General features: G+C 63.4%; 27 protein-coding genes and 1 riboswitch. Of the genes, 13 read left to right on the forward strand and 14 right to left on the reverse strand.

Features of this window, described 5'->3' with window-relative positions; all coding sequences use genetic code 11:
• Positions 1-10: 10 nt before the first annotated feature.
• Positions 11-703 carry a glutathione S-transferase family protein gene (locus ACX93L_RS08235; protein ID WP_169591712.1) on the reverse strand — a complete coding sequence of 231 codons (693 nt, stop codon included), beginning with the start codon at positions 701-703 and terminating at the stop codon, positions 11-13.
• A gap of 149 nt (positions 704-852) precedes the next feature.
• On the opposite strand from ACX93L_RS08235, the gene ACX93L_RS08240 reads away from it, so the two are divergent.
• On the forward strand, positions 853-1,671 hold the full coding sequence (locus ACX93L_RS08240) for an undecaprenyl-diphosphate phosphatase (protein ID WP_459404407.1): 819 nt from the start codon (positions 853-855) through the stop codon (positions 1,669-1,671).
• 67 nt (positions 1,672-1,738) lie between these two features.
• On the opposite strand, the gene ACX93L_RS08245 is transcribed toward ACX93L_RS08240, so the two are convergent.
• From ACX93L_RS08245 to dnaN, 7 genes are all read right to left on the reverse strand, one after another.
• Positions 1,739-1,897 carry a hypothetical protein gene (locus ACX93L_RS08245; protein WP_028738715.1) on the reverse strand — a complete coding sequence of 53 codons (159 nt, stop codon included), beginning with the start codon at positions 1,895-1,897 and terminating at the stop codon, positions 1,739-1,741.
• Positions 1,898-2,088: 191 nt separating this feature from the next.
• Complete coding sequence (locus tag ACX93L_RS08250) at positions 2,089-3,069, reverse strand: complex I NDUFA9 subunit family protein (RefSeq protein ID WP_459404408.1); 981 nt, start codon at positions 3,067-3,069, stop codon at positions 2,089-2,091.
• A 119-nt stretch (positions 3,070-3,188) separates the two neighbouring features.
• Positions 3,189-3,476 carry a DUF1330 domain-containing protein gene (locus ACX93L_RS08255; RefSeq protein WP_459404409.1) on the reverse strand — a complete coding sequence of 96 codons (288 nt, stop codon included), beginning with the start codon at positions 3,474-3,476 and terminating at the stop codon, positions 3,189-3,191.
• Between the two features lie 169 nt (positions 3,477-3,645).
• Positions 3,646-4,338 carry an orotidine-5'-phosphate decarboxylase gene (gene pyrF, locus ACX93L_RS08260; protein WP_459404410.1) on the reverse strand — a complete coding sequence of 231 codons (693 nt, stop codon included), beginning with the start codon at positions 4,336-4,338 and terminating at the stop codon, positions 3,646-3,648.
• Complete coding sequence (locus tag ACX93L_RS08265; protein WP_459404411.1) at positions 4,335-4,925, reverse strand: histidine phosphatase family protein; 591 nt, start codon at positions 4,923-4,925, stop codon at positions 4,335-4,337. Before ACX93L_RS08265 ends, pyrF begins: the two co-directional genes overlap by 4 nt.
• Positions 4,926-4,934: 9 nt before the next feature.
• Positions 4,935-5,528 (reverse strand): phospholipid N-methyltransferase PmtA, encoded by a 594-nt coding sequence (pmtA, locus tag ACX93L_RS08270; protein WP_459404412.1) that lies wholly within the window; start codon positions 5,526-5,528, stop codon positions 4,935-4,937.
• A 123-nt stretch (positions 5,529-5,651) separates the two neighbouring features.
• Complete coding sequence (gene dnaN, locus ACX93L_RS08275) at positions 5,652-6,770, reverse strand: DNA polymerase III subunit beta (protein WP_459404413.1); 1,119 nt, start codon at positions 6,768-6,770, stop codon at positions 5,652-5,654.
• A gap of 252 nt (positions 6,771-7,022) precedes the next feature.
• Here dnaN and rsmI point away from each other — a divergent pair, with 252 nt between their 5' ends.
• The 9 genes from rsmI (at position 7,023) to ACX93L_RS08320 (ending at position 16,154) form a co-directional block, all read left to right on the forward strand.
• Positions 7,023-7,934, forward strand: coding sequence for a 16S rRNA (cytidine(1402)-2'-O)-methyltransferase (rsmI, locus tag ACX93L_RS08280; protein ID WP_459404414.1), 912 nt, complete (start codon positions 7,023-7,025; stop codon positions 7,932-7,934).
• A complete protein-coding gene (locus tag ACX93L_RS08285; protein ID WP_459404415.1) occupies positions 7,931-8,299 on the forward strand; it encodes a YraN family protein in 369 nt (122 codons plus the stop codon). The genes rsmI and ACX93L_RS08285 overlap by 4 nt, the downstream gene beginning before the upstream one ends.
• A gap of 120 nt (positions 8,300-8,419) precedes the next feature.
• On the forward strand, positions 8,420-9,718 hold the full coding sequence (locus tag ACX93L_RS08290; RefSeq protein WP_459404416.1) for an extracellular solute-binding protein: 1,299 nt from the start codon (positions 8,420-8,422) through the stop codon (positions 9,716-9,718).
• Between the two features lie 172 nt (positions 9,719-9,890).
• Positions 9,891-10,772 carry an ABC transporter permease subunit gene (locus ACX93L_RS08295; RefSeq protein ID WP_459404417.1) on the forward strand — a complete coding sequence of 294 codons (882 nt, stop codon included), beginning with the start codon at positions 9,891-9,893 and terminating at the stop codon, positions 10,770-10,772.
• A gap of 11 nt (positions 10,773-10,783) precedes the next feature.
• The gene (gene ugpE, locus ACX93L_RS08300) at positions 10,784-11,626 is read left to right on the forward strand and encodes a sn-glycerol-3-phosphate ABC transporter permease UgpE (protein WP_459404418.1); all 843 of its coding nucleotides are present in this window, start codon (positions 10,784-10,786) and stop codon (positions 11,624-11,626) included.
• A 13-nt stretch (positions 11,627-11,639) separates the two neighbouring features.
• The gene (locus ACX93L_RS08305) at positions 11,640-12,755 is read left to right on the forward strand and encodes a sn-glycerol-3-phosphate import ATP-binding protein UgpC (protein WP_459404419.1); all 1,116 of its coding nucleotides are present in this window, start codon (positions 11,640-11,642) and stop codon (positions 12,753-12,755) included.
• A 126-nt stretch (positions 12,756-12,881) separates the two neighbouring features.
• The gene (locus tag ACX93L_RS08310; RefSeq protein WP_459404420.1) at positions 12,882-13,382 is read left to right on the forward strand and encodes a cupin domain-containing protein; all 501 of its coding nucleotides are present in this window, start codon (positions 12,882-12,884) and stop codon (positions 13,380-13,382) included.
• A 99-nt stretch (positions 13,383-13,481) separates the two neighbouring features.
• The gene (gene gshB, locus ACX93L_RS08315) at positions 13,482-14,429 is read left to right on the forward strand and encodes a glutathione synthase (RefSeq protein WP_459404421.1); all 948 of its coding nucleotides are present in this window, start codon (positions 13,482-13,484) and stop codon (positions 14,427-14,429) included.
• Between the two features lie 192 nt (positions 14,430-14,621).
• The gene (locus tag ACX93L_RS08320) at positions 14,622-16,154 is read left to right on the forward strand and encodes a YifB family Mg chelatase-like AAA ATPase (RefSeq protein WP_459404422.1); all 1,533 of its coding nucleotides are present in this window, start codon (positions 14,622-14,624) and stop codon (positions 16,152-16,154) included.
• 179 nt (positions 16,155-16,333) lie between these two features.
• On the opposite strand, the gene cysK is transcribed toward ACX93L_RS08320, so the two are convergent.
• Both cysK and ACX93L_RS08330 read right to left on the reverse strand, forming a co-directional pair.
• Positions 16,334-17,302 carry a cysteine synthase A gene (gene cysK, locus ACX93L_RS08325; protein ID WP_459404423.1) on the reverse strand — a complete coding sequence of 323 codons (969 nt, stop codon included), beginning with the start codon at positions 17,300-17,302 and terminating at the stop codon, positions 16,334-16,336.
• A 161-nt stretch (positions 17,303-17,463) separates the two neighbouring features.
• On the reverse strand, positions 17,464-18,078 hold the full coding sequence (locus tag ACX93L_RS08330; RefSeq protein WP_459404424.1) for a LysE family translocator: 615 nt from the start codon (positions 18,076-18,078) through the stop codon (positions 17,464-17,466).
• Between the two features lie 147 nt (positions 18,079-18,225).
• Here ACX93L_RS08330 and ACX93L_RS08335 point away from each other — a divergent pair, with 147 nt between their 5' ends.
• The gene (locus ACX93L_RS08335) at positions 18,226-18,855 is read left to right on the forward strand and encodes a LysE family translocator (RefSeq protein ID WP_459404425.1); all 630 of its coding nucleotides are present in this window, start codon (positions 18,226-18,228) and stop codon (positions 18,853-18,855) included.
• A gap of 41 nt (positions 18,856-18,896) precedes the next feature.
• On the opposite strand, the gene ACX93L_RS08340 is transcribed toward ACX93L_RS08335, so the two are convergent.
• Positions 18,897-19,199: an NIPSNAP family protein gene (locus tag ACX93L_RS08340; RefSeq protein WP_459404426.1), complete on the reverse strand. Its 303-nt coding sequence runs from the start codon at positions 19,197-19,199 to the stop codon at positions 18,897-18,899.
• Positions 19,196-20,110 carry a DMT family transporter gene (locus ACX93L_RS08345; RefSeq protein ID WP_459404427.1) on the reverse strand — a complete coding sequence of 305 codons (915 nt, stop codon included), beginning with the start codon at positions 20,108-20,110 and terminating at the stop codon, positions 19,196-19,198. Before ACX93L_RS08345 ends, ACX93L_RS08340 begins: the two co-directional genes overlap by 4 nt.
• An 89-nt stretch (positions 20,111-20,199) precedes the next feature.
• On the opposite strand from ACX93L_RS08345, the gene ACX93L_RS08350 reads away from it, so the two are divergent.
• Entirely contained in the window at positions 20,200-20,679 is a 480-nt protein-coding gene (locus tag ACX93L_RS08350; RefSeq protein ID WP_459404428.1) for an Lrp/AsnC family transcriptional regulator, read from the forward strand.
• A 47-nt stretch (positions 20,680-20,726) separates the two neighbouring features.
• Here the strand turns inward: ACX93L_RS08350 and dut are convergent, their stop codons facing one another.
• Entirely contained in the window at positions 20,727-21,194 is a 468-nt protein-coding gene (gene dut, locus ACX93L_RS08355; protein WP_459404429.1) for a dUTP diphosphatase, read from the reverse strand.
• Between the two features lie 93 nt (positions 21,195-21,287).
• Between dut and ACX93L_RS08360 the strand changes: the two genes are divergently transcribed.
• Positions 21,288-22,871, forward strand: a complete 1,584-nt coding sequence (locus tag ACX93L_RS08360; protein WP_459404430.1) for a peptide chain release factor 3 — start codon at positions 21,288-21,290, stop codon at positions 22,869-22,871.
• Between the two features lie 50 nt (positions 22,872-22,921).
• On the opposite strand, the gene ACX93L_RS08365 is transcribed toward ACX93L_RS08360, so the two are convergent.
• Positions 22,922-23,593, reverse strand: coding sequence for an HAD-IA family hydrolase (locus ACX93L_RS08365; RefSeq protein WP_459404431.1), 672 nt, complete (start codon positions 23,591-23,593; stop codon positions 22,922-22,924).
• A 189-nt stretch (positions 23,594-23,782) separates the two neighbouring features.
• Positions 23,783-23,879: riboswitch (TPP riboswitch) on the forward strand.
• The last annotated feature ends 51 nt before the right edge of the window (positions 23,880-23,930 follow it).

Below are 23,930 nucleotides of genomic sequence, written 5' to 3' on the forward strand. Positions count from 1 at the left end.
CCGCCACCCGTCAGAAGTCCAGGTCCGCGTAATGCGAGACCGGGGTGAGGCCACGCAGGCGCTCGGCGAGAAGCGGACGGAAGGATGGCCGCGATTTCAGTCGCTGGTACCATTCCTTGGCGATCGGGAACTCCGACCACTCGATCTCGCCGAGATAGTCGAGGACGGACAGGGAGGCAGCGGCAGCAAGGTCTGCATAGCTCAGCCGGTCGCCGGCGAGCCACTGACGCGACCCCGACAGCCAGCTCAGATACTTCATGTGCTGGCGGATATTGCCGCGAGCGGTGCGCAGCACCTTCGAATCCGGGGCGCCGCCGCCCAGCCCGTTCGGAATCAGGAGTTTGTGGACGCGCTCGCGGACCAGCGGCTTGGTGACGTCCTGCTCCATCTTCTGCAGGAACCATTCGGTCAGCCGGCGGATCTCGGCGCGCTGGAACGGGTCTTCGGCCAGCAGCCGACGGTCGCGCTTCAGCACGCCGTGGGTCTCGTCGAGAAATTCGGAGATGACGACCGGGCCACACAAAACGCGCATATTGTCATCTACATAGACCGGCAGCGTTCCTGCGGGATTGAGAGACAGGAATTCCCGGCGTTTTTCCCATGTCTGTTCCTCGACGAGATCGACCTGGAAGCCGTATTCGGAGAGCACCAGCCGGATGAACCGGGACGCGGTGGACATGGGGTGATGATACAATGTCGGCATTGTCACTCGGACTTCTATGACGTTTGGGCACCGGCATGGCGCGCGACTTGCGGCTGGCCATGACCACGGCTTCCAAGCTATAGGGGCTTGGCTGTCGCAATACAAGCAAATCGCAATTTTCCTCCCGCTTCTCCCCGCAAGGATATTCCATGGAAGATCAATCCATTCTCAGTGCGCTGTTCCTGGGCCTGATCGAGGGTCTGACCGAATTCATCCCGGTCTCGTCGACGGCCCATGTCCTGCTGGCCGGGCATTTTCTCGGCTTCAAATCCCCGGGCAACACCTTCGCAGTGCTCATCCAGCTCGGCGCGATCCTGGCGATCCTCAGCGTCTATTTCCGCAAGCTCTTCCTGATCGCCGTCGCATTGCCGACCGATCCGGGCAGCCGCCGCTTCGTTGCGGCAATCCTGGTCGCCTTCCTGCCGGCGGCGATCATCGGGGCGCTCGCCCATGACTTCATCAAGAGCGTGCTGTTCGAGACCCCAATGGTGATCTGTGTGATGCTGATCCTCGGTGGCTTCGTGCTTCTTTGGGTCGACAAGCTCAAGCTGACGCCGAGATACACCGAGGTTACCGACTATCCTCTGTCGCTCGCCTTCAAGATCGGCCTCTGCCAGTGTCTCGCGATGATCCCGGGGACATCGCGCTCGGGTGCGACGATCGTCGGCGCGCTGCTGCTTGGTACCGACAAGCGCTCGGCCGCCGAGTTCTCGTTCTTCCTTGCCATGCCGACCATGGTCGGCGCCTTCGCTCTCGATCTTTACAAGAACCGCCATGCATTGAGTTTCGACGATGGCGCGATCATCGCCATCGGCTTCGTCGCGGCATTCCTGTCGGCGCTGTTGGTGGTCAAGGCGCTTCTCGATTTCGTCTCGAAGCGCGGCTACGCACTCTTCGCCTGGTGGCGGATTGTCGTCGGTGTGCTCGGCCTGGCCGGTCTGATGCTGGGGATTGGAGGCGCAGCCTGAGGCGGACGGATACGAAAAAAGGCCGGCGATCAGCCGGCCTTTTTTGATCGGGATGTCGGCTGCAGGCTTACTGCGTGACCGAGATCGAACCGGTGCTGCAGGGGTCCACGCCATAGGCGGGAGCGCAGTTGCCCTTGCGGGCGGCAACGGTGGACGGTGCCAGAAACGAACCGGCGATGATGACCAGTGCCGCACACGCAAAGAACAGTGCGATAGACTTACCCATGTATAGGCCCCTATGAGATGATACTTTGTTCGTCGCAGGCTTTGCTTGCCGCGCCCGAATTTGCGGATTGTTTACGCGTTGCCGGCTAACCCATCAATAGTAGATCTTGCTGAATCGCCCGTTAACGCAGGGATTTTGTCACTGCGTCTTTTGTGCAACGCAGAGACGACCTCCCGGGTTCCTTCCGAGGCTCAGGCAGCCTTGCCGGAGCCGGTGAACTGGCCGTGCGGGCGGTACTGGACGAGATAGGTCGGCAGGATCGAATCAAGCGTAACCGGGGTGATTCCCATTGCCTCAAGCGTGCGTCCCTCTGCCTTGGCGGCCTCGGAGACGACGTTGTCCTTCTTCAGGAGCTTGACCTGGTCGCTGGTAAGTGCCGGCTTCACGAACGGGATCAGCGACGAGAGGCTGCCGATCAGGGACGCGATGCCGAAGGGCAGAGGCAGGAAGAGGCGCTTGCGGTCGACCACGGCGAGCATGGTCTCCATGCATTCGCGGAAGCTCAGCACGTCGCGGCCGCCGAGTTCATAGGTCTTGCCGCCGGCGAGCTTGCCGTCGACAGAGCGGGCGACAGCCTCGGCCACATCCTCGACATGCACCGGCTGGAATTTCGTCTTGCCGCCGCCGACGAGCGGAAGCACGGGCAGCATCTTGGCCATGGCGGCGAACTTGTTGAAGAAGCCGTCTTCCGGCCCGAAGATGATCGACGGACGCAGGATCACGGCATCTGGAACGATCGCCTGCACGGCCGCCTCGGCGCGGCCCTTGGAGGCGGCGTAGAGCGATTCAGAATTGGCATCGGCGCCGATGGCCGAGATATGGGTAAGCTTGGCGCCGACCGAGCGGGCGGCTTCGGCCACGGCACGGGCGCCGAAGTCCTGCACGGCGTCAAAATTGTTGCGACCGCTTTCGAACAGGATGCCGACGCAGTTGACGACATGGTCTGCACCCTGCACGGCTTTGTCGACCGACGCACGATAGCGCAGGTTGGCCTGGACGAAGGAGATCTGCCCGACATTGCCGAGCGGCTGCAGGAAGAAGGCGAGATCCGGACGGCGCACTGCGACGCGGATACGGTAGCCGCGCTTGGCCAGGGCCCTGACCACATGGCGCCCGACGAAGCCCGAGCCACCAAACACGGTGACGAGCGGCGGAAGGTTGGACAAGGTCATGATGGGCTCCCTGGAATAGGCGTGCGCAGAATGCGCTGAAGATCTAGCAGTCTTTAGCCGAATCGCCGGTCAAGCGGAAGGGCCGTCGGCGGTCGCGACCCTTCGAAAAAGGTCGAAGCTCAGATGCCTTCGACGACCACCATTTCCGCGTCGGCCACTTCCTGGCGGATCTTGGCGGCGATCTGGTATTCGGGCGAGTTGTAGCAGTCCACGGCGGCCTGGTGAGACGGGAACTCGATCACCACGTTGCGGGCACGCGCCTTACCTTCGAGCTCGGTGAACTCGCCACCTCGGGCGAGGAAGTTGGCGCCGTATTTCTCGAATGCCAGCTTCGCGGCGGAGACATAATCCTTGTAGCGTTCAGCGTCACGAATATCGACGCGCGCGATCCAGTAGCCCTTGGCCATAGCTTCTATCCATCTGTGACTGGTTGTGGTGGTTTAATTCCGGAAATTTCGCCCCCGGTCAAGCATTTCGGACCGCAGTTTGGAGCGCTGGTTCAGCCTGGTTAACAGGCTGGTTCGCGGGCGCCCCGAGAAAGTGGAACGGTTTTCGCGGGGGCGGGTGGCCGGCGCGTCAGAGCGCCGAAGCCATTTCCGCAAGGATCGCCTGGGCCGCGGCCTTCGGGTCGGCCGCCTTGACGATCGGGCGGGCGACCACGAGGTGGCTGGACCCGGCCTTCAGCGCATCTGCAGGCGTCATGACCCGTTTCTGGTCGCCCTTGTCCGCGCCGAGCGGGCGAATGCCCGGGGTGACGAGCGCCATGTCGGGGCCTATCACCTTGCGCACGGCGCTCGCTTCCTCGGCCGAGCAGACGATGCCGCCCATACCGGCGATGCGCGCCTGCTCGGCGCGCTTCAGGACGAGGGTGTGCGGGTCGTATTCGTAGCCGGCATCGACCAAATCCTGCTCGTCCATGGAAGTCAGCACCGTAACGCCGAGCAGGCAGAGGTCCGAACCCTTCGCCGCCGCGACCGCGGCGCGCATGGCCTTCGGATAAGCGTGCAGTGTCAGCATCGACATGCCCATCTTGGCGATGTTCTCCACGGCAGACGCCACCGTGTTGTCGATGTCGAGCAATTTCATGTCGAGGAAGATCTTCCGGCCGGACTGGGCGAGTTCGCGGGCGAATTCCAGGCCTCCGGCAAAGGCCAGCTGGTAGCCGATCTTGTAGAACAGGATCTCGTTTCCGAGCGTGTCGACGATCTTTTCCGCTTCCCGGACGGTCGGTACGTCCAGGCCGACGATCAGGCGGTCTCTTGGCGTCATTGAGGCATCCCCTTCCAGTCTTCGATGGGCGTCCAGTCGCATGCGACGCGCCGATCTGCAAGAGTGAAGGCATAGAGATTGCCGCCGCCGGCCGGCTGGTCGAGACTGCGCGCGATGGTGCGACCCTCGAGATGGCACTTGAGCAGCGTGCCGACCCCGCCATGCCCGACGAAGGCGATCGGCTGGAACGGGTCATGGTCGGCAAGGACGGCCTCGACCGCGGCGACGATGCGGGCTTGCGCATCGATAGCCCTTTCCCAGCCGTGAAAGCTGCCGTCGGGATGGGCGAAGAACCAGTCTGCCGCCTTCTCAAATTCGCCCGGTGTGAGGAATCCGGTGGCAGAGCGGTCGTTCTCGTGCATGGCCTCGACGATTTCGTAGGAAATGCCGGCGACTCGCGCGAGAATGTCCGCCGTTTCCATCGCCTTGGTCTCGCCGCTCGAAACGATGCGCTTCAGCGACCCAGCCCAGGGACGCGATGCCGCCAGGCGGGCGCGTGCGGTGCCGATCTCGGACAGCCCCCATTGCGGCACGGGAACGTCGGGATCGATCCTGACCTGCGGGTGGGTAATGTAGAGACCAAACATCGGGCGCCGTCAGTTGCGGCGATAGACCCAGAGCTGCGCTGGCGGGATGTTGCGCACGACGAAGTCGTAATGCTGGATGTGATAGCTCGACGGTTTGGCAAGGATCGGTGAGACGGGTCCGTAGGAGATCTGCATCACCGGGCGGCCGGGCGGAATGTGATCGAGAAGCGTTTCGAGGAGCGCGATCCGGTCCGCCATCGGGAAGTTGAGGAGCGGCACCGCGGAGATGACGCAGTCGAATTTCTGGTCGGCGCGTTCGCCGAGCGTCTTCTTCAGGTCGAAGGCGTCGCCGCGAATGAAGTTCACGCCCGGAAAGGCCTGGACCAGATGTTCGTAGAAGTCTTCGGAATACTCGATCGAGACGAGATCCTTCGGCTTTACTCCGCGCTCGAGGATCGCCTTGGTTATGACGCCGGTGCCCGGGCCGAGCTCGAGAACCGGAAGGCCCGAATGGGGATTGGCGACGCTCGCCATGCGCCGGGCCGTGATGGAAGAGGTCGGTGCGATGGCGCCGACGGTCTTGGGGCCTTGCATCATGCCCCTGAAGAAGCGGATTTCGTCGTCGAACTTCTTTTCGAACCGTTCCTTCAAGCGTCGCACCATGGCCCAATCCCTCACTCTAGACGCGAAGCGCGTGTCATCCGCGCTTCATGAATGTTGTTCGGGTTTGCCGCAAAAACAAGGCACAATGCCGCAAGCGGCAAAATTGCCTGTGCGTTTTTAGTCTTAGACCCGCATCGGCATCAGGACATAAAGCGCATCGTCACCCGCCGTGTCGCGGATCAGGGTCGGAGAACCCGCATCCGCGAGAAGGAAGATGGCGTCGTCGCCCGAGAGCTGGGCGGTGATGTCCAGCAGGTACTTGGCGTTGAAGCCGATCTCCATCGGATCGCTTTCGTAGCCGACGGCCACTTCTTCCGTCGCGCTGCCCGAATCCGGGTTGTTGACCGTAAGCATCAGGTGGCCATCCGTCAGTGCCAGCTTCACGGCGCGTCCACGCTCGGAGGAAATCGTCGAGACGCGGTCGACGGCCTGGGCGAACGATTGGCAGTCGACGCGCATTTCCTTGTCGTTGGCAGCCGGAATGACGCGCTGGTAGTCCGGGAATGTGCCGTCGATCAACTTGGAGGTCATCACAATCTCGCCGATGGTGAGCCGGATCTTGGCATCAGAAACCTCGACCGTGACGATGAGCTCAGGATTGTCGACCAGCTTCTGCAGTTCGCCGACCGTCTTGCGCGGAATGATGATGCCGGGCATGCCTTCCGAGCCGGACGGGGCCTCGACGTCGGCACGCGCCAGGCGATGGCCGTCGGTCGCGACCGCGCGCAGCTTGAGCGCGCCACCGGCCTCGATCGTGTGCAGGAAAATACCGTTGAGGTAGTAGCGGGTCTCCTCGGTTGAGATCGCGAACTGGGTGCGATCGATCAGCATCTTGAGATCCGACGCCTTCAGCTTGAAGGAATGGGTGAAGTTGCCGGCGGTGAGATCCGGGAAGTCGGTCTCCGGCAGGCACTGCAGCGAGAACTTCGAACGGCCGGACGTCACTGTCATCGACGACCCGTCCGGAGTGATGGCGAGCGCCACTTCCGAGCCGTCGGACAGCTTGCGGACGATTTCGTAGAGAAGATGGGCGGGCACCGTAGTCGCACCGGCCTGCTCGACCATCGCCGGGGTCGCCTCGGTGATTTCAAGGTCGAGGTCCGTTGCCTTCATGGCGAGACTCGCGCTCTCTGCCCTAAGCAGCACGTTCGACAGGATCGGGATCGTGTTGCGCCGCTCGACCACGCGATGCACGTGATTGAGCGATTTGAGAAGGTTGGACCGTTCAAGAGTAATACGCATGGACGCTACCGCTTTCGACCTGTCGCGGCCCGGGTGTCGGGCCGCACTGCTCCTCCCGGCCGCAGGAAAGGGCCGGACAATGTGGACGGGCAAAATGGCAGGAATTGCGCATGAATTGCAAGAGCTAGCTGCGACCGCTCCGCACCAAATTGGTGCAATGGCTAACGCCGCGGGTCAGAGCCCCCGCTCTTGCTCAATCGCCGGGGCTGGACGATAAGGGGACCGAAGACGAACAGACGGGGCGAGGCCAGGGTGACGGAAGACAGAGAGGAGGCTGGGCAGTCGAGACGGACCTATCGGCTGAACGATACCGCGGTCGAGGCCCGCCCGCTCGAGCCCGCGCTCTACCTTGTCGCAACCCCGATTGGCAATCTCGGCGACATCACGCTGCGCGCGTTGGAAACGCTCGCCGGCGCGGACGTGCTGGCCTGCGAGGACACCCGGGTCACGCGCGTTCTGCTGGATCGCTACGGCATCCAGAACAAGCCCTATGCCTACCACGAGCACAATGCCAACGAGGCCGGCCCACGCCTCATCGCCGCGCTCGGCGCCGGCAGGTCTGTGGCCCTCGTGTCGGATGCCGGGACACCGCTGGTCTCGGATCCCGGCTATCGCTTGGGGCAGCAGGCGATCGAGGCCGGCTATCGCGTCGTGCCGATCCCCGGCGCATCTGCGCCGCTCGCCGCTCTGGTCGGTTCCGGATTGCCGAATGACGCCTTTCTTTTCGCCGGCTTCCTGCCCACCAAGGACAAGGCCAGGCGCGAACGCCTGTCGGTCTTCAGGGATGTTCCGGCAACGCTTATCTTCTTCGAGAGCCCGCACCGGATCGGCGACACGCTTGCTGCCGCGGCCGACGAACTCGGGGCCGATCGCCAGGCGTCCGTCTGCCGGGAACTGACCAAGACCTTCGAGGAGTTCCGCCGCGGCAGTCTCGGCGAGCTTGCGGAGCGCTACGCTGACCTCGCGGTCAAGGGAGAAGTGGTGCTGGTCGTCGGGCCGCCGTCGGAAAAGCCGGCGCCGAAGGCGGATGAGATCGACCGCCTGCTCGGCGAACTGGCGGTCGGGCTGCCGACCGCGAAGGCGGCGACCGAAGCGGCCCGGATCACCGGACTGCCGCGCAAGGATCTCTATCAGCGGCTCCTCGAACTCAAGGGTGGCGGATGAGCAGGTTCGCCACGCCCGACAAGCGAAAGCGAGCCGAACGTCGGGGACGTTGGTCGGAATGGGGTGCGGCACTTTTCCTGATGGCCAAGGGCTATCGCATCCTCGCGATGCGCTACCGCGTCCGGGCAGGTGAGATCGACATCATTGCCCGCCGTGGCGAACTGGTTGCTTTCATCGAGGTCAAGGCTCGCCGAAATGCGATGGCCGCCATCGATGCCGTTACAGTCACAAGTCAGCGCCGGATTCGTGCGGCGAGTGACTATTGGCTTGCCCGCCAGCCGGATGTAGCGCGGCTGTCGCTGCGATACGATATCGTTGCCGTCATGCCCTGGACGCTGCCCCGCCATTTCGAAGGTGCGTTTTAATTTCGTTTCGCTTTCGTATTCGCGGGTCTTGTAATTGAAATGACATAAAACGTTTAATTCTGCGTCACAGATCGCGACTAAGCCACTCCTCACCCCAACACTGGCGGAGAGGATCTATCCATGTTCAAGAAGCTTTCACTGGCCGCTCTGGCCCTGGCGATGACCGCATCGACGACGCTTGCCGCAACCAATATCACCTGGTGGCACGGCATGGGCGGTCGCAACGGCGAAGTGATCAATGAAGTGGCGCAGAAGTTCAACGCCGCGCAGTCCGAATGCGCCATCACCCCGGTTTCCAAGGGTACGTACGAAGAGGCCCTCTCGGCCGGCATCGCCGCCTTCCGTTCGGGTGAACAGCCGAACATCCTGCAGGTCTTCGACGCCGGTGCCGCCACCATCATCAACGCCAAGGGCGCTGCCGTTTCGGCCGAAGACCTGATCAAGGACGCCGGCTTCGAATTCAACCGCGACGACTTCATCGAAGGTGTCCGTTACTTCTATGCCGACTCCACCGGCAAGTTCGTCGGCATGCCGTTCAACTCCTCGGCTCCGATCATGTATGTCAACACCGACGCCCTGAAGAAGGCCGGTGTCGAAGCCCCGAAGACCTGGGAAGAGTTCGAAGCCATCGCTCCGAAGCTGAAGGAAGCCGGCTTCATCCCGCTCGTCCAGTCGCAGCTGACCTGGCAGTTCACCGAGAACTTCTTCTCGCGCCATAACCTTCAGTTCGCTTCGAACAACAACGGCTACGACAGCGTCGTCGACACGACGATCAACGTCACCGATCCGAACCACGTCATGATGTATGAAAAGCTGAAGGCTTGGTACGACCAGGGTCTGTTCGGCTACTACGGCGCCGGCTGGAATGACAACCAGAAGCCGTTCGAAGAGGGCAAGGTTGCGCTCTGGATCGGCTCGTCCGGTTCGTTCGGCGGTCTGCAGAAGACGGCAACCATGCCCTTCTCGGCGACCTTCCTGCCCTACTGGAAGTCGGTCATTCCGGAAGGTGTCCACACCTTCATCGGTGGCGCGGCCCTGTTCGCCATGGCAGGCAAGCCGGAAGCCGAGAACAAGTGCACGGCTTCCTTCTTCCACTTCCTGACCTCGCCGGAAGTCCAGAAGTTCTACCACCAGGCCACCGGCTATGTCGCCATCACCAAGGCTGCCTACGAGTTGTCCAAGTCGGAAGGCTACTACAAAGAAAAGCCGGCCGCCGAAGTTGGCATCCAGCAACTTTCGCTGCCGGGCGCTGAATGGGACAAGGGCTACCGCATGGGCTTCTACCCGCAGATCCGTTCCGTGATGGAGCGCGAATACAACCGCATCTTCGCCGGCGAGACCACGCCGAAGGAAGCCATGGAAACCATCAAGAAGGAAGCCGACGAGCTGCTCGCCCGCTTCGCCAAGACGGCCGGCTGATCACCGAGGGCTATTGCCCCTCACTCCTCCCTCTCCCCGCAAGCGGGGCGAGGGAATGCAGACGCCGGGGTTTCGCCCTTCTCCCCGCTCGCGGGGAGAAGGTGCTGGCAGGCGGATGAGGGGCGCATCCCCAACGCCAGGCGGACTGCCTTCTTTCTCGAAAGACAACACCATGAAGCGCGTCCAGTTCTCCTCGCGATATCTTCCATATCTGCTGCTGCTGCCGCAGTTCGCGATCATTTTGATCTTCTTCTACTGGCCGTCCGCCCAGGCGATCCACTCGTCCTTCTTCATCGAGGATCCGTTCGGCTTCGGCTCCGCCTTCGTCGGCCTCGCAAACTACACGGATGCGCTCGCCTCTGCGGAATACCTGAAGATCGCCCGCTTCACGATCGCCTACAGCCTGATCGTCACCTTCATGGCGCTGTCGATCGGCCTGCTCTTGGCGCTGAAGGCCGATGCGGTGATCCGCGGCAAGTCGGCCTACAAGACGCTGCTGATTGTCGTCTACGCGATCGCCCCGCCGGTTGCGGGCCTGATCGGCATGATGTTCTTCGACCAGCATATCGGCCCCTTCGTCGACTTCGTCGCCCTCTTCGGATGGGACATGAAGGTCGGGATCAATTACTTCGACACCGCCTTCGCCATGGTCGCGGTCGCTGTCTGGAACCAGATCCCTTACAATTTCATCTTCTTCCTGTCCGGGCTGCAGGGCATTCCCGCGTCGGTGCGCGAGGCGGCCGCGATCGACTGCAAGTCGGGCACCCGCCGGTTCTGGACGGTGATCCTGCCGCTGCTGACCCCGACGGCCTTCTTCCTGCTGATCATCAACATGACCTATTCGCTCTTCGACACCTTTGGCGTCATCGACGTCATCGTGAAGGACAAGGCGGCGAACAACCCCATCACGCTGGTCTACAAGGTCTATCTCGACGGCTTCCGCGGCAACGATCTCGGCTCGTCCTCGGCGCAGTCGGTCATCCTGATGGTCATCGTGCTGGTGCTGACCCTCATCCAGTTTCGCTTCATCGAACGTCGCGTTCATTACGGCTGAGGAGCGGGAGAATGTACCGAACAAAGTTCTTCGACCATCTGATCCTGATTGCCGGCGTCGTGCTGATGCTCGGCCCGCTGGTGGTCGCCTTCACCACCTCCACGCACAGTGCTGCGGAAGTTCACTCCAAGGGCCTGATGCTGTCGATAGGCGACCAGTTCGACGAGACCTATAGCAGGGTGCTGTTCCATGGCGGCGGGTTCACCGGCGAGGTGACTGGCCTCACCATGGCAATGAATTCTCTGGTTCTCGGCCTCGGCTTCGCGGTGGGCAAGATCGTGCTGTCGATGATGGCCGCCTATGCGATCGTCTATTTCCGCTTCCGCTTCGCCACGCTGGCCTTCTGGCTGATCTTCACAACGCTGCTTTTGCCGCTCGAGGTGCGCATCATGCCGTCCTACAAGGTGATGAGCGATCTCGGCCTGCTGAACAGCTATACCGGCCTCATCCTGCCGCTCTTGGCGTCCGCGACCGGAACCTTCTTTTTCCGCCAGTTCTTCAAGTCCGTGCCCGACGAACTGCTGGAGGCCGCCCGCATCGATGGCGCGGGCCCGGTGAAATTCTTCATCGACGTCCTGGTCCCGCTGTCGCGCACCATGATCGCGGCCGTCTTCATCATCATGTTCGTCTATGGCTGGAACCAGTATCTTTGGCCGATGCTGATGACCACCGACGAAAGCTTCTACACCTTGATGCGCGGCATCAAGCAGATCCTCCAGGTCTGGATCGGCTCGCAGATCCCCGACTACAACGAAGCCTTCGCCATGGCCGTTCTCGCCATGCTGCCGCCTGTCGTCGTCGTGGTGATCTTCCAGAGCTGGTTTATCAAGGGCCTCACCGAAAGCGACAAGTGAGAAAGGTACGTCCATGGCTTCCATCATCATCGACCAGGTTTCGAAGATCTACGACGGTGGCGTGCATGCCGTGAAAGGCGTCGATATCGAGATCGGCGACGGAGAATTCATCGTGCTCGTCGGTCCGTCCGGCTGCGGGAAATCGACGCTGCTGCGCATGGTGGCCGGCTTGGAGAGCATCTCCAAGGGCACCGTCTCGATCGGCGACCGGGTCGTCAACGAGATCGAGCCTGCCGATCGTGACATCGCCATGGTGTTCCAGAACTACGCGCTCTATCCGCACATGAGCGTCTTCGACAATCTCGCCTACGGTCTGCGAAACCGCAGAACCCCGAAGGCCGAGATTGAGGCGAGAGTGGCCGAAGCTGCCCGTATGCTGGAGATCGAGCCCTATCTCCAGCGCAAGCCGAAGGCGCTTTCCGGCGGCCAGCGCCAGCGCGTTGCCATGGGCCGCGCCATTGTCCGCAAGCCGGCCGTCTTTCTCTTCGACGAGCCCCTCTCCAATCTCGATGCCAAGTTGCGCGTGACGATGCGCGGTGAGATCCGCAAGCTTCAGCGCCGGCTCGCGACGACGGCGATTTACGTCACCCATGACCAGCTCGAGGCGATGACGCTGGCCGACCGCCTCGTGGTGCTGAACGGCGGGGCAATCGAGCAGATCGGCACCCCGCTCGAGGTCTATCACCGTCCGGCCTCGACCTTCGTCGCGAGCTTCATCGGCTCGCCGGCGATGAACCTTCTCGACGGCACGGTCGCCGGCGACCGGCTGATGATCGGCGACCTCTCGATCGCTTTCGAGCGGTCCGGCCATGTCGAAGGTCCGGTCACCATCGGCGTGCGCGGCGAGGACATCACACTTGCGGACGAGGGGCAGGATGGACTGCCGTTCGTGGTCGACTATGTCGAGGAACTCGGCGCGCACCGCCTCGTGCACGGCCATCTCGCAGGGCAGTCCTTGACCGCAGTGCTGCCGCTCGATGCGACGATCACCGATGAACTGAGGCTCACGGTCGCGCCGGACCGGCTGCATTTCTTCTCGAATGAAACCGGTCGCCGGATCGACGTGCCGACTGCTGGCTCCGGTTCTGCGCCCGTCGCGTCTTCTGTGCGCGAAACGTCGTTTGCCTGAGGTTCCGGACGCGGAATGTCGCGTCGGGCAAGCCTTGCCGATCGCGAAAATTTTAGCGATCGGCCAAAGTGTAACGTAACGGGCCTTTGCTACCATTCCGGAAGTTGAACGGATTAGGGAAGGCAAATGCCCTTGAAACTCCTGCTCGTCGGCATGGCCGGAGCCCTGCTTGCATCGCCACGCAACGGCAAGGCCGGCGAAAACCCGCCGGTGGTGTCTGCCAACAGCGGTCATCTGGCGCTGAAGCCTGCGCCGATCAATCCGGAATGGATCATTCGCGGAACGCCGCTCGCCCGTGTCGGCGACCATTCAACGAGCACCGACGAGGCGAGCTCGACGGCCGTGTGGGACTGCACCGCCGGCGAATTCCGCTGGTATTTCGGCTGGGACGAGACGGTGGTCATCCAGGAGGGCGAGGTCCATGTGACGGCGGAAGACGGTTCCGAGCGCATCTTGAGGACCGGTGACATCGCCTATTTCCGTGGCGGCACCTGGGCGACCTGGCGCGTCGACAACTACGTCCGCAAGATCGCCTTCCTGCGCAAGCCGTTCCCTGAACCGCTGGCCACGCTCTATCGCCTCCGCAACGCGCTGCGCTCGCCTTCCGCGAAGGGTCTGTTCGGCTGAGGGGACATTGATCCTCGATCAGCAAAATTGACCCTGGCCGGCGTTGCCTTTCCCGGGGAGGCAGCCTAAATCTCGTGTGCTTTCAACGAGGGGCAGGCCATGGCGAAGATCACCAATGTAGCGGTCCAGATGGACCATGTTTCCAGCATCAACATTGCTGGCGATTCCACCTTTGCCATGAGCCTCGAAGCCCAGGCACGCGGATACCGGTTGTTTCACTACACGCCGAACCAGCTCGGCATGCGCGACGGCCGCGTCTTCGCGGTCGCCCAGCCGATGGAGCTGCGCGACGTCAAGGGCGATCACTACACGCTCGGCGAGCCCGAGCGCATCGACCTTGCCACGATGGATGTTGTCCTGCTGCGCCAGGATCCGCCCTTCGACATGGCCTATATTACCTCGACCCACCTGCTCGAGCGCGTCCATCCAAAGACCCTGGTGGTCAACGATCCGGCCTGGGTGCGAAATTCACCGGAGAAGATCTTCGTCACCGAATTCGCGGATCTGATGCCGCAGACGCTGATCACCCGCGATCCCGCCGAGATTGCCCGTTTCCGCGACGAGATGGGTGACATCATCCTGAAGCCGCTCTACGGCAATGGTGGTGCCGGGGTTTTCCACTCGGCCCGCGACGACCGTAATTTCACCTCGCTCATCGAGATGTTCCACCAGATGTTCCGCGAGCCCTTCATCGCCCAGGCCTATCTGCCGGCGGTCCGCAAGGGCGACAAGCGCATCATCCTCGTCGACGGCGAACCGGTTGGTGCGATCAACCGCGTTCCGGCGGAAACCGACAGTCGCTCCAACATGCATGTCGGCGGACGCGCCGAGGCGACCGAACTCACGGCGAGGGAAAAGGAAATCTGCGCCCGTATCGGGCCGGCGCTGAGGGAACGCGGCTTCCTTCTGGTCGGCATCGACGTGATCGGTGACTACATGACCGAGATCAACGTGACGTCGCCGACCGGCATCCGCGAGGTCAAGAAATTCGGCGGCGCGGACATCGCATCCCTGCTTTGGGACGCGATCGAACGCAAGCGCGCCTGAACTGCGGTCCGCCCGGGTGGCGGACCGGCTTTGTTCTCGTCTTGCAACCGCATACAACTCGTCATCGCGCGACACGCGAATTTGTTCCTTGAATGTTCTTGTTTTCCGGCGCTGCCTGTGCCAGATTGCAATCGATAGCCCGTGCAAGATGTAGTTGCGCGGAGGGCGATCTGGCTTTCTCGGGGGCGGGCAATGGTGGCGCGTGTCAGTACAGTCGCATTCCAGGGCATTGAAGGGGTTCCGGTCGACGTCCAGGTGATGGTCGCGCCGGGTAAGCTCGGCATGCAGATCGTCGGTCTGCCCGACAAGGCGGTGGCGGAAAGCCGGGAACGGGTACAGGCCGCGCTGCACGCTTCGGGCCTGGCCCTTCCCCCGAAGCGGGTGACGGTTAATCTGGCCCCTGCGGACCTCCCGAAGGAAGGCTCCCATTTCGACCTGCCGATCGCCCTTGGCCTGATGGCCGCCCTCGGCGCCATCCCGGGCGATGCGCTAGCCGGCTATGTGGTGATCGGCGAACTCAATCTTGACGGCACGATCGCGCCGATCGCCGGTGCGCTTCCAGCGGCGATCGGCGCCAATGCGCTCGGAAAGGGCCTGATCTGCCCCCTGGATTGCGGAGCCGAGGCAGCCTGGGCCGGCGCCGACATCGACATTCTCGCCCCCCGCAGCCTGATCGCGCTCGCCAACCATTTCCGCGGCACCCAGGTTCTCACCCGGCCGGAGCCGGCGATCCGCGCGCTGCCCGCCAACATGCCCGATCTCGCTGACATCAAGGGGCAGGAAAGCGCCAAGCGTGCGCTGGAAGTCGCAGCCGCCGGCGGACACAACCTCGCCATGGTCGGGCCGCCGGGGTCGGGCAAGTCGATGCTGGCCGCGCGTCTCCCGTCGATCTTGCCGCCGCTTTCGGCCGCGGAACTGCTCGAAGTGTCGATGATCCACTCGATCGCCGGCCAACTGTCCGGCGGCAAGCTTTCCGACCGCCGGCCGTTTCGCACGCCGCATCATTCGGCGACTATGGCCGCCCTTGTCGGCGGGGGGCTGCGCGCCCGCCCGGGCGAGGCCTCGCTTGCCCATCACGGCGTGCTCTTTCTCGACGAACTGCCGGAATTCGCGCCGCCCGTCCTCGATGCGCTGCGCCAGCCGCTCGAAACCGGCGAATGCATCATCGCCCGCGCCAACCATCGCGTGACCTATCCCGCGGAATTCCAGCTCGTCGCGGCGATGAACCCTTGTCGTTGCGGCATGGCGGGGGAGCCGGGTCATGTCTGCGCGCGCGGTCCACGTTGCGTCACCGACTACCAGTCGCGCATTTCGGGTCCGCTGATGGATCGGATCGATATCCGCATCGACGTGCCGGCGGTCCAGGCGACCGATCTCATCCGCCCGATGGCGGCGGAAACCAGCGCGGCGGTGGCGAAACGCGTGGCCCTCGCCCGGCAATTGCAGCGCGATCGCTTCGAGGCGGCGGGTATCTCCGGCGTGACGACCAATGCGCGCTGCTCGACGGCGCTGATCGAGAAGGTTGCCGAGCCGGACGCGGCCGGCCTCCAGCTGTTGCGGGATGCCGCCGAGAAGTTCAGGTTTTCCGCCCGCGGCTATCATCGGGTGCTGAAGGTGGCGCGTACGCTCGCTGATCTCGACGGGGCGGCCCTGCTCGGCCGCATCCATCTGGCCGAGGCGATCTCCTATCGCATCGCCACGGATCGGCTATCCGCGGCCGCGTAAGGGATGGGCTCTCGCTGCCCGTTCAGCCCCGTGACTAGGTGGCGGCGATTGTCCGTTGGCGCGAACCGGTGCAGCGGAGGAGACGAGATGGCGCTGGCTGGCTGGCGGTAGGTCGAGAGGGACGAAAAAGGGGCGCCCTGGGCGCCCCTCGACGGTTTTTCTGGAGGCCAAACGCGCCCTTACTCGCCGAGGCCGGCGAAGAGCGCGGTCGAAAGGTAGCGTTCGGCGAAGGACGGAATGATCACCACGATGGTCTTGCCGGCGTTTTCCTCGCGCTGGCCGACCTTGATCGCCGCTGCCAGCGCAGCGCCCGAGGAAATGCCGACCGGAACGCCCTCCACGCGGGCGACGAGCCGGGCGTTCTCGAAGGCTTCGTCATTGGTAACGGTGACGATTTCGTCATAGATCGTGGTGTCGAGGATCTTCGGGGCAAAGCCTGCGCCGATGCCCTGGATCTTGTGCGGGCCGGGATTGCCGCCGGAAAGCACCGGGCTGTCGGCCGGCTCGACCGCGATCACCTTGACCGAAGGCTTCTTGGCCTTCAGCACCTGGCCGGTGCCGGTGATCGTGCCGCCGGTGCCGATGCCGGACACCAGGATGTCGACGCCGCCGTCGGTGTCGTTCCAGATTTCCTCCGCCGTGGTCTTGCGGTGGATCTCCGGGTTGGCCGGGTTTTCGAACTGCTGCGGGATGACGGCGTCGGGCAGGGTGGCCGCCAGTTCCTCGGCCTTGGCGATCGCGCCCTTCATGCCCTTCGGCCCTTCGGTCAGCACCAGTTCGGCGCCGAACAGCGCCAGCATCTTGCGACGCTCGATCGACATTGTTTCCGGCATGGTGAGGATCAGCCTGTAACCCTTGGCCGCCGCCGCGAACGCCAGCGCGATGCCGGTATTGCCCGAGGTCGGTTCGATCAGCGTCGTCTTGCCGGGAGTGATCTTGCCCTGGGCTTCCAGGCTCTCGATCATCGCGACGCCGATGCGGTCCTTGACCGAGGCGATCGGATTGAAGAATTCCAGCTTGGCGAGGAGGTTGGCCTTGACGCCCTTTTCCTTCGCCAGCTTGTCGAGGCGCACGATGGGCGTGTCGCCAATCGTCTCGGTGATCGAGGCATAGACGCGACCGCGGCCCGGTTTCTTCGTTTCCGACATTGTGTTTCTCCCTTTGCTGGATGCGTGGCGGCACCATAGGACCAAACCCGCATACTCGCCAGAACCCTTTGACCAGGCTTCGCCGTCTGCTTGGAAAAAAGATGGCGGCAAGTGCCATGCCGGGCGAAACTTCTTTCAGGCTTCCTGTTCGGGCCTCTCGTTCAGGCGCGGGCCGCGATATAAGCCGCCGTCCCGGCGAGCACGCTTGCCGCCGAGCGGTTGAGCAGCTTTAGCGATGCCGGCTTCTTGAGCAGTGCGCGGGCCTGTGACGCCAGCAGGATATAGGGGATGAGCACGGACATCAGGACCACGAAGGTGACGCCCGTAAGGGCTGCATAATCGCGCATGGTGATCTCTTCGAGCGGGATCAGCGTGGGAACCAGTGCCACGTAGAAAAGCATGGTCTTCGGGTTGCCGAGCGTGACCAGCAGGCCGGAGAGGAAGGAGAGCCCTATCTTCGTGTCCCGTTGCGCCTCGATATTCTGCGGCAACAGGCCGGCGGTCCAGAGCTTGAAGGCGATGTAGAGCAGGTAGAGGGCGCCGAGGAACTTGATAATGAGGAAGGGCGTGGTGAATGTCTGTGCGACGAGCGCCAGACCGAGGATCACCGCCGTCAGATAGCAGAGGTCGCCGAGGATCAGGCCGAGCCCCATGAAGAAGGTGGGACGAAAGCCGGAGCCGAGGGCACGTGCCACGATCGCCGTCATGCCCGGGCCGGGAATGGCCGCGGCGATAAAGAGGGCGCCGCTATAGGCGAGAAGCGTGGCGGGTGTCATGCGGTCCTCCGGGCATGTGGATCAGCTTATCTGGGCCCCATGACCTAATCCCGGGCGGGCGAACTTGCAATGGTGACAAGTTCCCCGTTGTCGCCGACGGTCGCCTTTGTTTAGGTGCCTGATCAATTCGTCACCCAGGGACCTGCCATGCCGTCTTCCGCCGCCCTGATCGCCTTTGCGCTCATCTGCCTGGGAATGGTTCTGACGCCCGGCCCGAACATGATCTACCTGGTCTCGCGGTCTATCTGCCAGGGGCCGGCAGCCGGGCTCGTTTCGCTTGGCGGCGTGGCGCTCGGTTTCGTCTTCTACATGCTGATGTCGGCACTCGGCATCACCGTGCTGGTGATGGCGGTGCCCTTCGCCTACGACCTGCTGCGGTTTGCCGGCGCCGCCTATCTCCTGTGGCTTGCCTGGCAGGCGCTGCGTCCCGGTGGCCGCTCGCCGTTCCAGGTGCGCGACCTGCCGAAGGACAGCACGCGCAAGCTGTTCACCATGGGACTGGTCACCAATCTTCTGAATCCCAAGGCGGCTGTCCTCTACCTGTCGCTCCTGCCACAGTTCATCGATCCGTCGCGCGGCGTGCTCCTTCAGTCCGTCGTGCTCGGTGCGACCCAGATCGCCATCAGCGTGACCGTCAATGCGATGATCGCCGTCACCGCCGGTTCGATCGCGCTCTTCCTCGCCGGACGTCCCTTCTGGATGACGGTCCAGCGCTGGCTGATGGGTACCGTTCTCGCGGGGCTGGCGCTGCGCATGGCGACCGAAGCCCAGCGCTGACCGCGCAGTGACGCCGCCTGCGCCGTCGGCATGAATGCTCCTCAGGCGACGGGCCGCATGAAGCTTCGTTCGTAGCGGAGAATGCATCGGGTCTCCTCGGCATAGGCGAACGCCGCCTGGCATTCCGCATCCGTGGCCATGCGGCTCCGGTAGATTTCGTAGTCTGCGAGCGAGGGAAAGCTGAACAGCGCGAGCGCGATGTCGTTCGCGCCCTCGTGTGGCAGAAAATAGCCGTGATGTGTCCCGCCCAGCCGGTTCACGAGGGGAATCCAGAGCCTCGCATAGTGTTCGAACTCGGCCAGCTTGTAGGGGTCGATGACGTAACGGAGGAAGCAGGTGATCATGGGCGGTCTCCCGGTGTTGCAGGTGTTTTCAGTTGAAACGGGCTCCAGTTGAGCGTCGTCGCGATGGCGGCAAAGAGGATGGCATAGCCACCGATGGCCTGGGTCAGTGTGAGCACATGGCCGAAGGCGAAGAGATCGACCGCGACCGCCACCACCGGATAGAGGAAGGACAGCGTTCCGGTCAGCGCGACCGGCAGCTTCTGGATTGCGCCGTAGAGCAGTGCATACATCAGCCCCGTGTGCACGAAACCCAGCGTGACAAGAACGGACCAGGTTCCGAGGCCTGTCGGCAGCGTGTCCCAGTCCGCGAGCGGCGCCAGCATCAGAACACCCGTCGCAACCTGGATCAGCGCAATCAGTTGGGGCGGCGTGCCGCGGAGCTTGCGCGCGGCAAGGGCGGCCAGGGCGTAGAAGAAGGCGGCCGCAAGCGAGAGAAAGATGCCGAGCAGATAGCCTCCGGCCCCGGTTGGGGAGCCGATCTGCGCGCCGCCAAGCGTCATGACCGCCGTTCCGGCAAAGGCGACGGCGAGCCACGCCAGCCTGTCACGCGAGATCGGCTCGTTGAGGAAGGCGAGGCCGAGGCCGACCAGCAAGAAGGGCTGTACGTTGTAGACGATCGTGGCGACCGAGATCGAGGCGAGCGGGTAGGCGGAAAAGAGCGCCAGCCAGTTGAGCACCAGCGCTACGCCGCCGCCGATCGCCAGCATCAGCTTTCGTCGATCGAGCAGCGAGACGCGGAGATGGCCGCCGGCAAGGCAGATCGCCACAAGGGCCGGCAGCGCAAACAGGCAGCGCCAGAAAACGACATCGACCGGCGGCTCGCCGGAGGTCACGACGAACCATCCGATCGTTCCCGAAACGACCATCGCGGCCGTCATTTCCAGTATTCCGCGTGTGTGGGGTCCCGTCATGGCGCTCTCCTTCGATGGGACGCATCATAGCGCGGTCTCGCGCCGGATTGCTTCTCGACGATGAGGCGTTTAGGCTTGTTTCTCTAATAATGTTTGGAGGTTTGGTCGTGCAGCCTAACGGAGTCTCTGGCCTCGACGCCATCGACCGCAAGATCGTCGAGGCGTTGGCCGTCGATGCCCGTCTGTCCCTCAAAGAACTGGCTGCTCGGGCTGGCCTGTCGTCTCCCAGTTGCTCGGAACGCCTGCGGCGACTGGAAGAACGCGGCGTGCTCACCGGCTACAGCGCCGAGGTGGAGCTCAGTTCGCTCGGTTATCCGCTCGAGGCGATCGTCAGGGTACGACCTCTGCCGGGTATGCTGCACGTCGTCGAGAAGATCATCCAGGAGACCCCGGAAATCACCGCATGCGACAAGGTGACGGGCGACGACTGCTTCATCTGCCGCATGGCGGTTCGCAGCATGACCGATCTCGACCGTATCCTGGAACGGGTCGTAGAGCGGGCACAGACCAACACGTCGATGATCAAGTCGACCCCGGTCAAACGACGGTTGCCGCCCTTCGTCGGCTGAGGGGACGGTTCAACATTCCGCCACCGGCGAAAGGCAGGCGGCCCCGGTCACGCGACCCCGGTCGAGCCGAAGCCGCCGGCGCCGCGCGTCGTCTCCGATGCCGAGGTCACCTCCACGACGCGCGCCTGGACGACCGGTGCGATGACCACCTGCGCGATCCGCATGCCGCGGGTGATGTCGAACGCCTCCTGCCCGAGATTGACGAGCAGCACCTTCACCTCGCCGCGATAATCGCTGTCGATGGTGCCCGGCGTGTTGAGGCAGGTGACGCCGTTCTTGAAGGCCAGCCCCGAACGCGGGCGGATCTGCGCCTCGAAACCCTCCGGGATCTCGAACACGAAGCCGCTCGACACCAACGCCCGCTGGCCGGGCTCGAGACGCATCGGCTGGCCTTCCGCGACGGCGGCCCGAAGGTCCATGCCGGCGGCTCCGGCGGTCTCGTAGGCAGGCAGGGGAATGTCCTCGCCGTGTGGCAGCCGGACGAGATTGAGCTGGGGGCCGATGACATCGCGCATGACGTTTCCTTCTTGCCGGGCGTTCCGCATCCCCAATTGCATATTCGGCCCCAACTCGCTAGATAACCGCCCAACCAAAAGGATTTTCAGCACATGGCCGAAACGCTCGCAGAGGCGGTCTCCCGCCGCCGCACCTTCGCGATCATCGCGCACCCGGACGCCGGTAAGACCACGCTCACCGAAAAGCTGCTGCTGTTCGGTGGCGCGATCCAGCTCGCCGGCGAGGTCAAGGCCAAGAAGGATCGCATCCAGACCCGTTCGGACTGGATGAAGATCGAACGCGAGCGTGGCATCTCGGTCGTCACCTCGGTGATGACCTTCGAATACGAAAGTAATGTCTTCAACATCCTCGATACGCCCGGTCACGAAGACTTCGCCGACGACACCTATCGCACGCTGACGGCCGTCGACGCCGCGGTCATGGTGATCGACGCCGCCAAGGGTATCGAGCCGCGGACGCTGAAGCTGTTTGAAGTCTGCCGCATGCGCGACATCCCGATCATCACCTTCGTAAACAAGATGGACCGCGAGAGCCGAGATCCCTTCGAGATCCTCGACGAGGTCGAAGAGAAGCTGGCGCTCGACACGGCTCCGGTCACTTGGCCGGTCGGCCGGTCGAAGACCTTCGCGGGCTCGTACAATCTCGCCGCCAGCACCTTCCGCGGCTCCGACACCCAGGTCGAGCCGCTGCCGGTCAACGGTCCGCAGGCGATCGCCGACCGGCTGCCGGAAAACGAGCGCCAGGCCTTCATCGAGGAGCTTGAGCTCGCCCGCGAGGCCTGCCGTCCCTTCGATCGGCAGTCCTTCCTCGAAGGTCACATGACCCCGGTCTTCTTCGGCTCCGCGCTTAAGAACTTCGGGGTGCGCGACCTGATCAATGCGCTCGGCGATTTCGCTCCGCCGCCGCGCGACCAGGTGGCCGACACACGCACGGTTCATGCCAATGAGGACAAGATGACGGCCTTCGTCTTCAAGATTCAGGCCAACATGGACCCCAACCACCGAGACCGCATCGCCTTTGCCCGCATCTGCTCCGGCAAGCTGGAGCGCGGCATGAAGGTTCGGCTCGCCCGGACCGGCAAGCAGATCGGCCTCACGGCCCCGCAATTCTTCTTCGCCTCGCAGCGCCAGCTCGCCGACACCGCCTTTGCCGGCGATGTCGTCGGCATCCCGAACCACGGAACGCTCCGCATCGGCGATACGCTGACCGAGGGTGAGGCTCTGGTCTTCCAGGGCGTGCCGAACTTTTCGCCGGAAATCCTGCGCCGCGTCCGTCTCGAGGATGCGATGAAGGCCAAAAAGCTGAAGGAAGCGCTCCAGCAGATGGCGGAAGAGGGCGTGGTACAGCTCTTTTCGCCCGAAGACGGCTCGCCCGCGATCGTCGGCGTGGTCGGCGCCCTGCAGCTCGACGTTCTGAAGGAACGACTCTCGGCGGAATATGGCCTTCCGGTCTCCTTCGAGATGTCGCGTTTCTCGGTCTGCCGGTGGATTTCGGCGGAACAGCCGGGCGAGCTCGACAAGTTCATGAACGCCCGGCGCGGCGACATCTGCCGCGACCTGGACGGCGATCCGGTCTTCATGGCACAGGACAGTTTCTCGCTCCGCTACGAAAGCGAGCGCTATCCGGCGATCAAGATGGCCGCGATCAAGGAGTATCACGCCATCAAGGCGGCGTGATCCTCAGGTCCTGGTGGCGGCAAGTCGACTGGCGTGGTGCGAGATCGCTCTCAGGCGAGCCGGACCAGTGTCATGTCGCCGGTCGTATCAAGCCCGACGCCGAGCCCTTCATAGCTGGCGATCGTCGGGTGTCTTGTATCGAACGGGTGGGCGTGGGTCGCGGTGACGACCATCACGTCGGCACCGGCCGCCTCGGCGGCCAGAACACCGGCCATCACATCTTCGAACACCAGGCAGCGGGCGGGGTCGACGCCGAGATGCCGGGCGCCGAGCCGATAGCCGGCCGGATCCGGCTTGCCGACCATGACATCCTCTGCCGTGACGATCTTCGGCGGCTGCGGCAGGCCGGCTGCCTCGATCCGGGCGCGGGCGAGTGCCGTCGGGGCCGAAGTGACGATCGACCAGCGGTCCTTCGGCAATGCGTTGAGGAAATCGATCGCGCCCGGTAGGGCCACGACGCCTTCCACGTCCTCGATTTCCCCGCGTTCGATGACCAGGGCCTCCGCTTCCGGATCGACGCCCGGCAGGTTCAGCCCGCGGATCGTGTCGATCCCCCGCTTGCCATGCATGGTCGGCAGGAAGGCGGCGACGTCGAGGCCGTGCGCTTCCGCCCATCGGCCCCAGACCCGCTCGGCGGCGGCAATCGAATTGAGCAGCGTGCCATCCATGTCGAACAGGAAACCGGCATGGCTGCGGCCGAAAACGGAGGTCTTGGAGTTCAAGCGTGTGATCCTTGCGGCGAGAGGTGAGGGCAGTTCGACTACCCGTTTTTCGTCAATACCGCAAATCACGCGCATGCGAGGCTTCGGTTTCCGGACGCGTTTTCGGATTGCCTCCTAGGATTCTCGGGTCCGGCAGCACGATCAACAGGGAGGAGTGACAGGCGGGCGCGATGGGGCTATAACCGCGGCATTGAGAGACAGGGGCGCTCGTCGCAAGACGGGCTGAGAAGTACCCTTAGAACCTGAACCAGATAATGCTGGCGGAGGGAGTCGCTCGGGGCCTTTTCGCCGTTCGTGCGCCGATCGTCCCCTGGCCCTTGCCCCGTCGGAAAAGGGG

This window comes from Rhizobium sp. CAU 1783 (assembly GCF_054551725.1).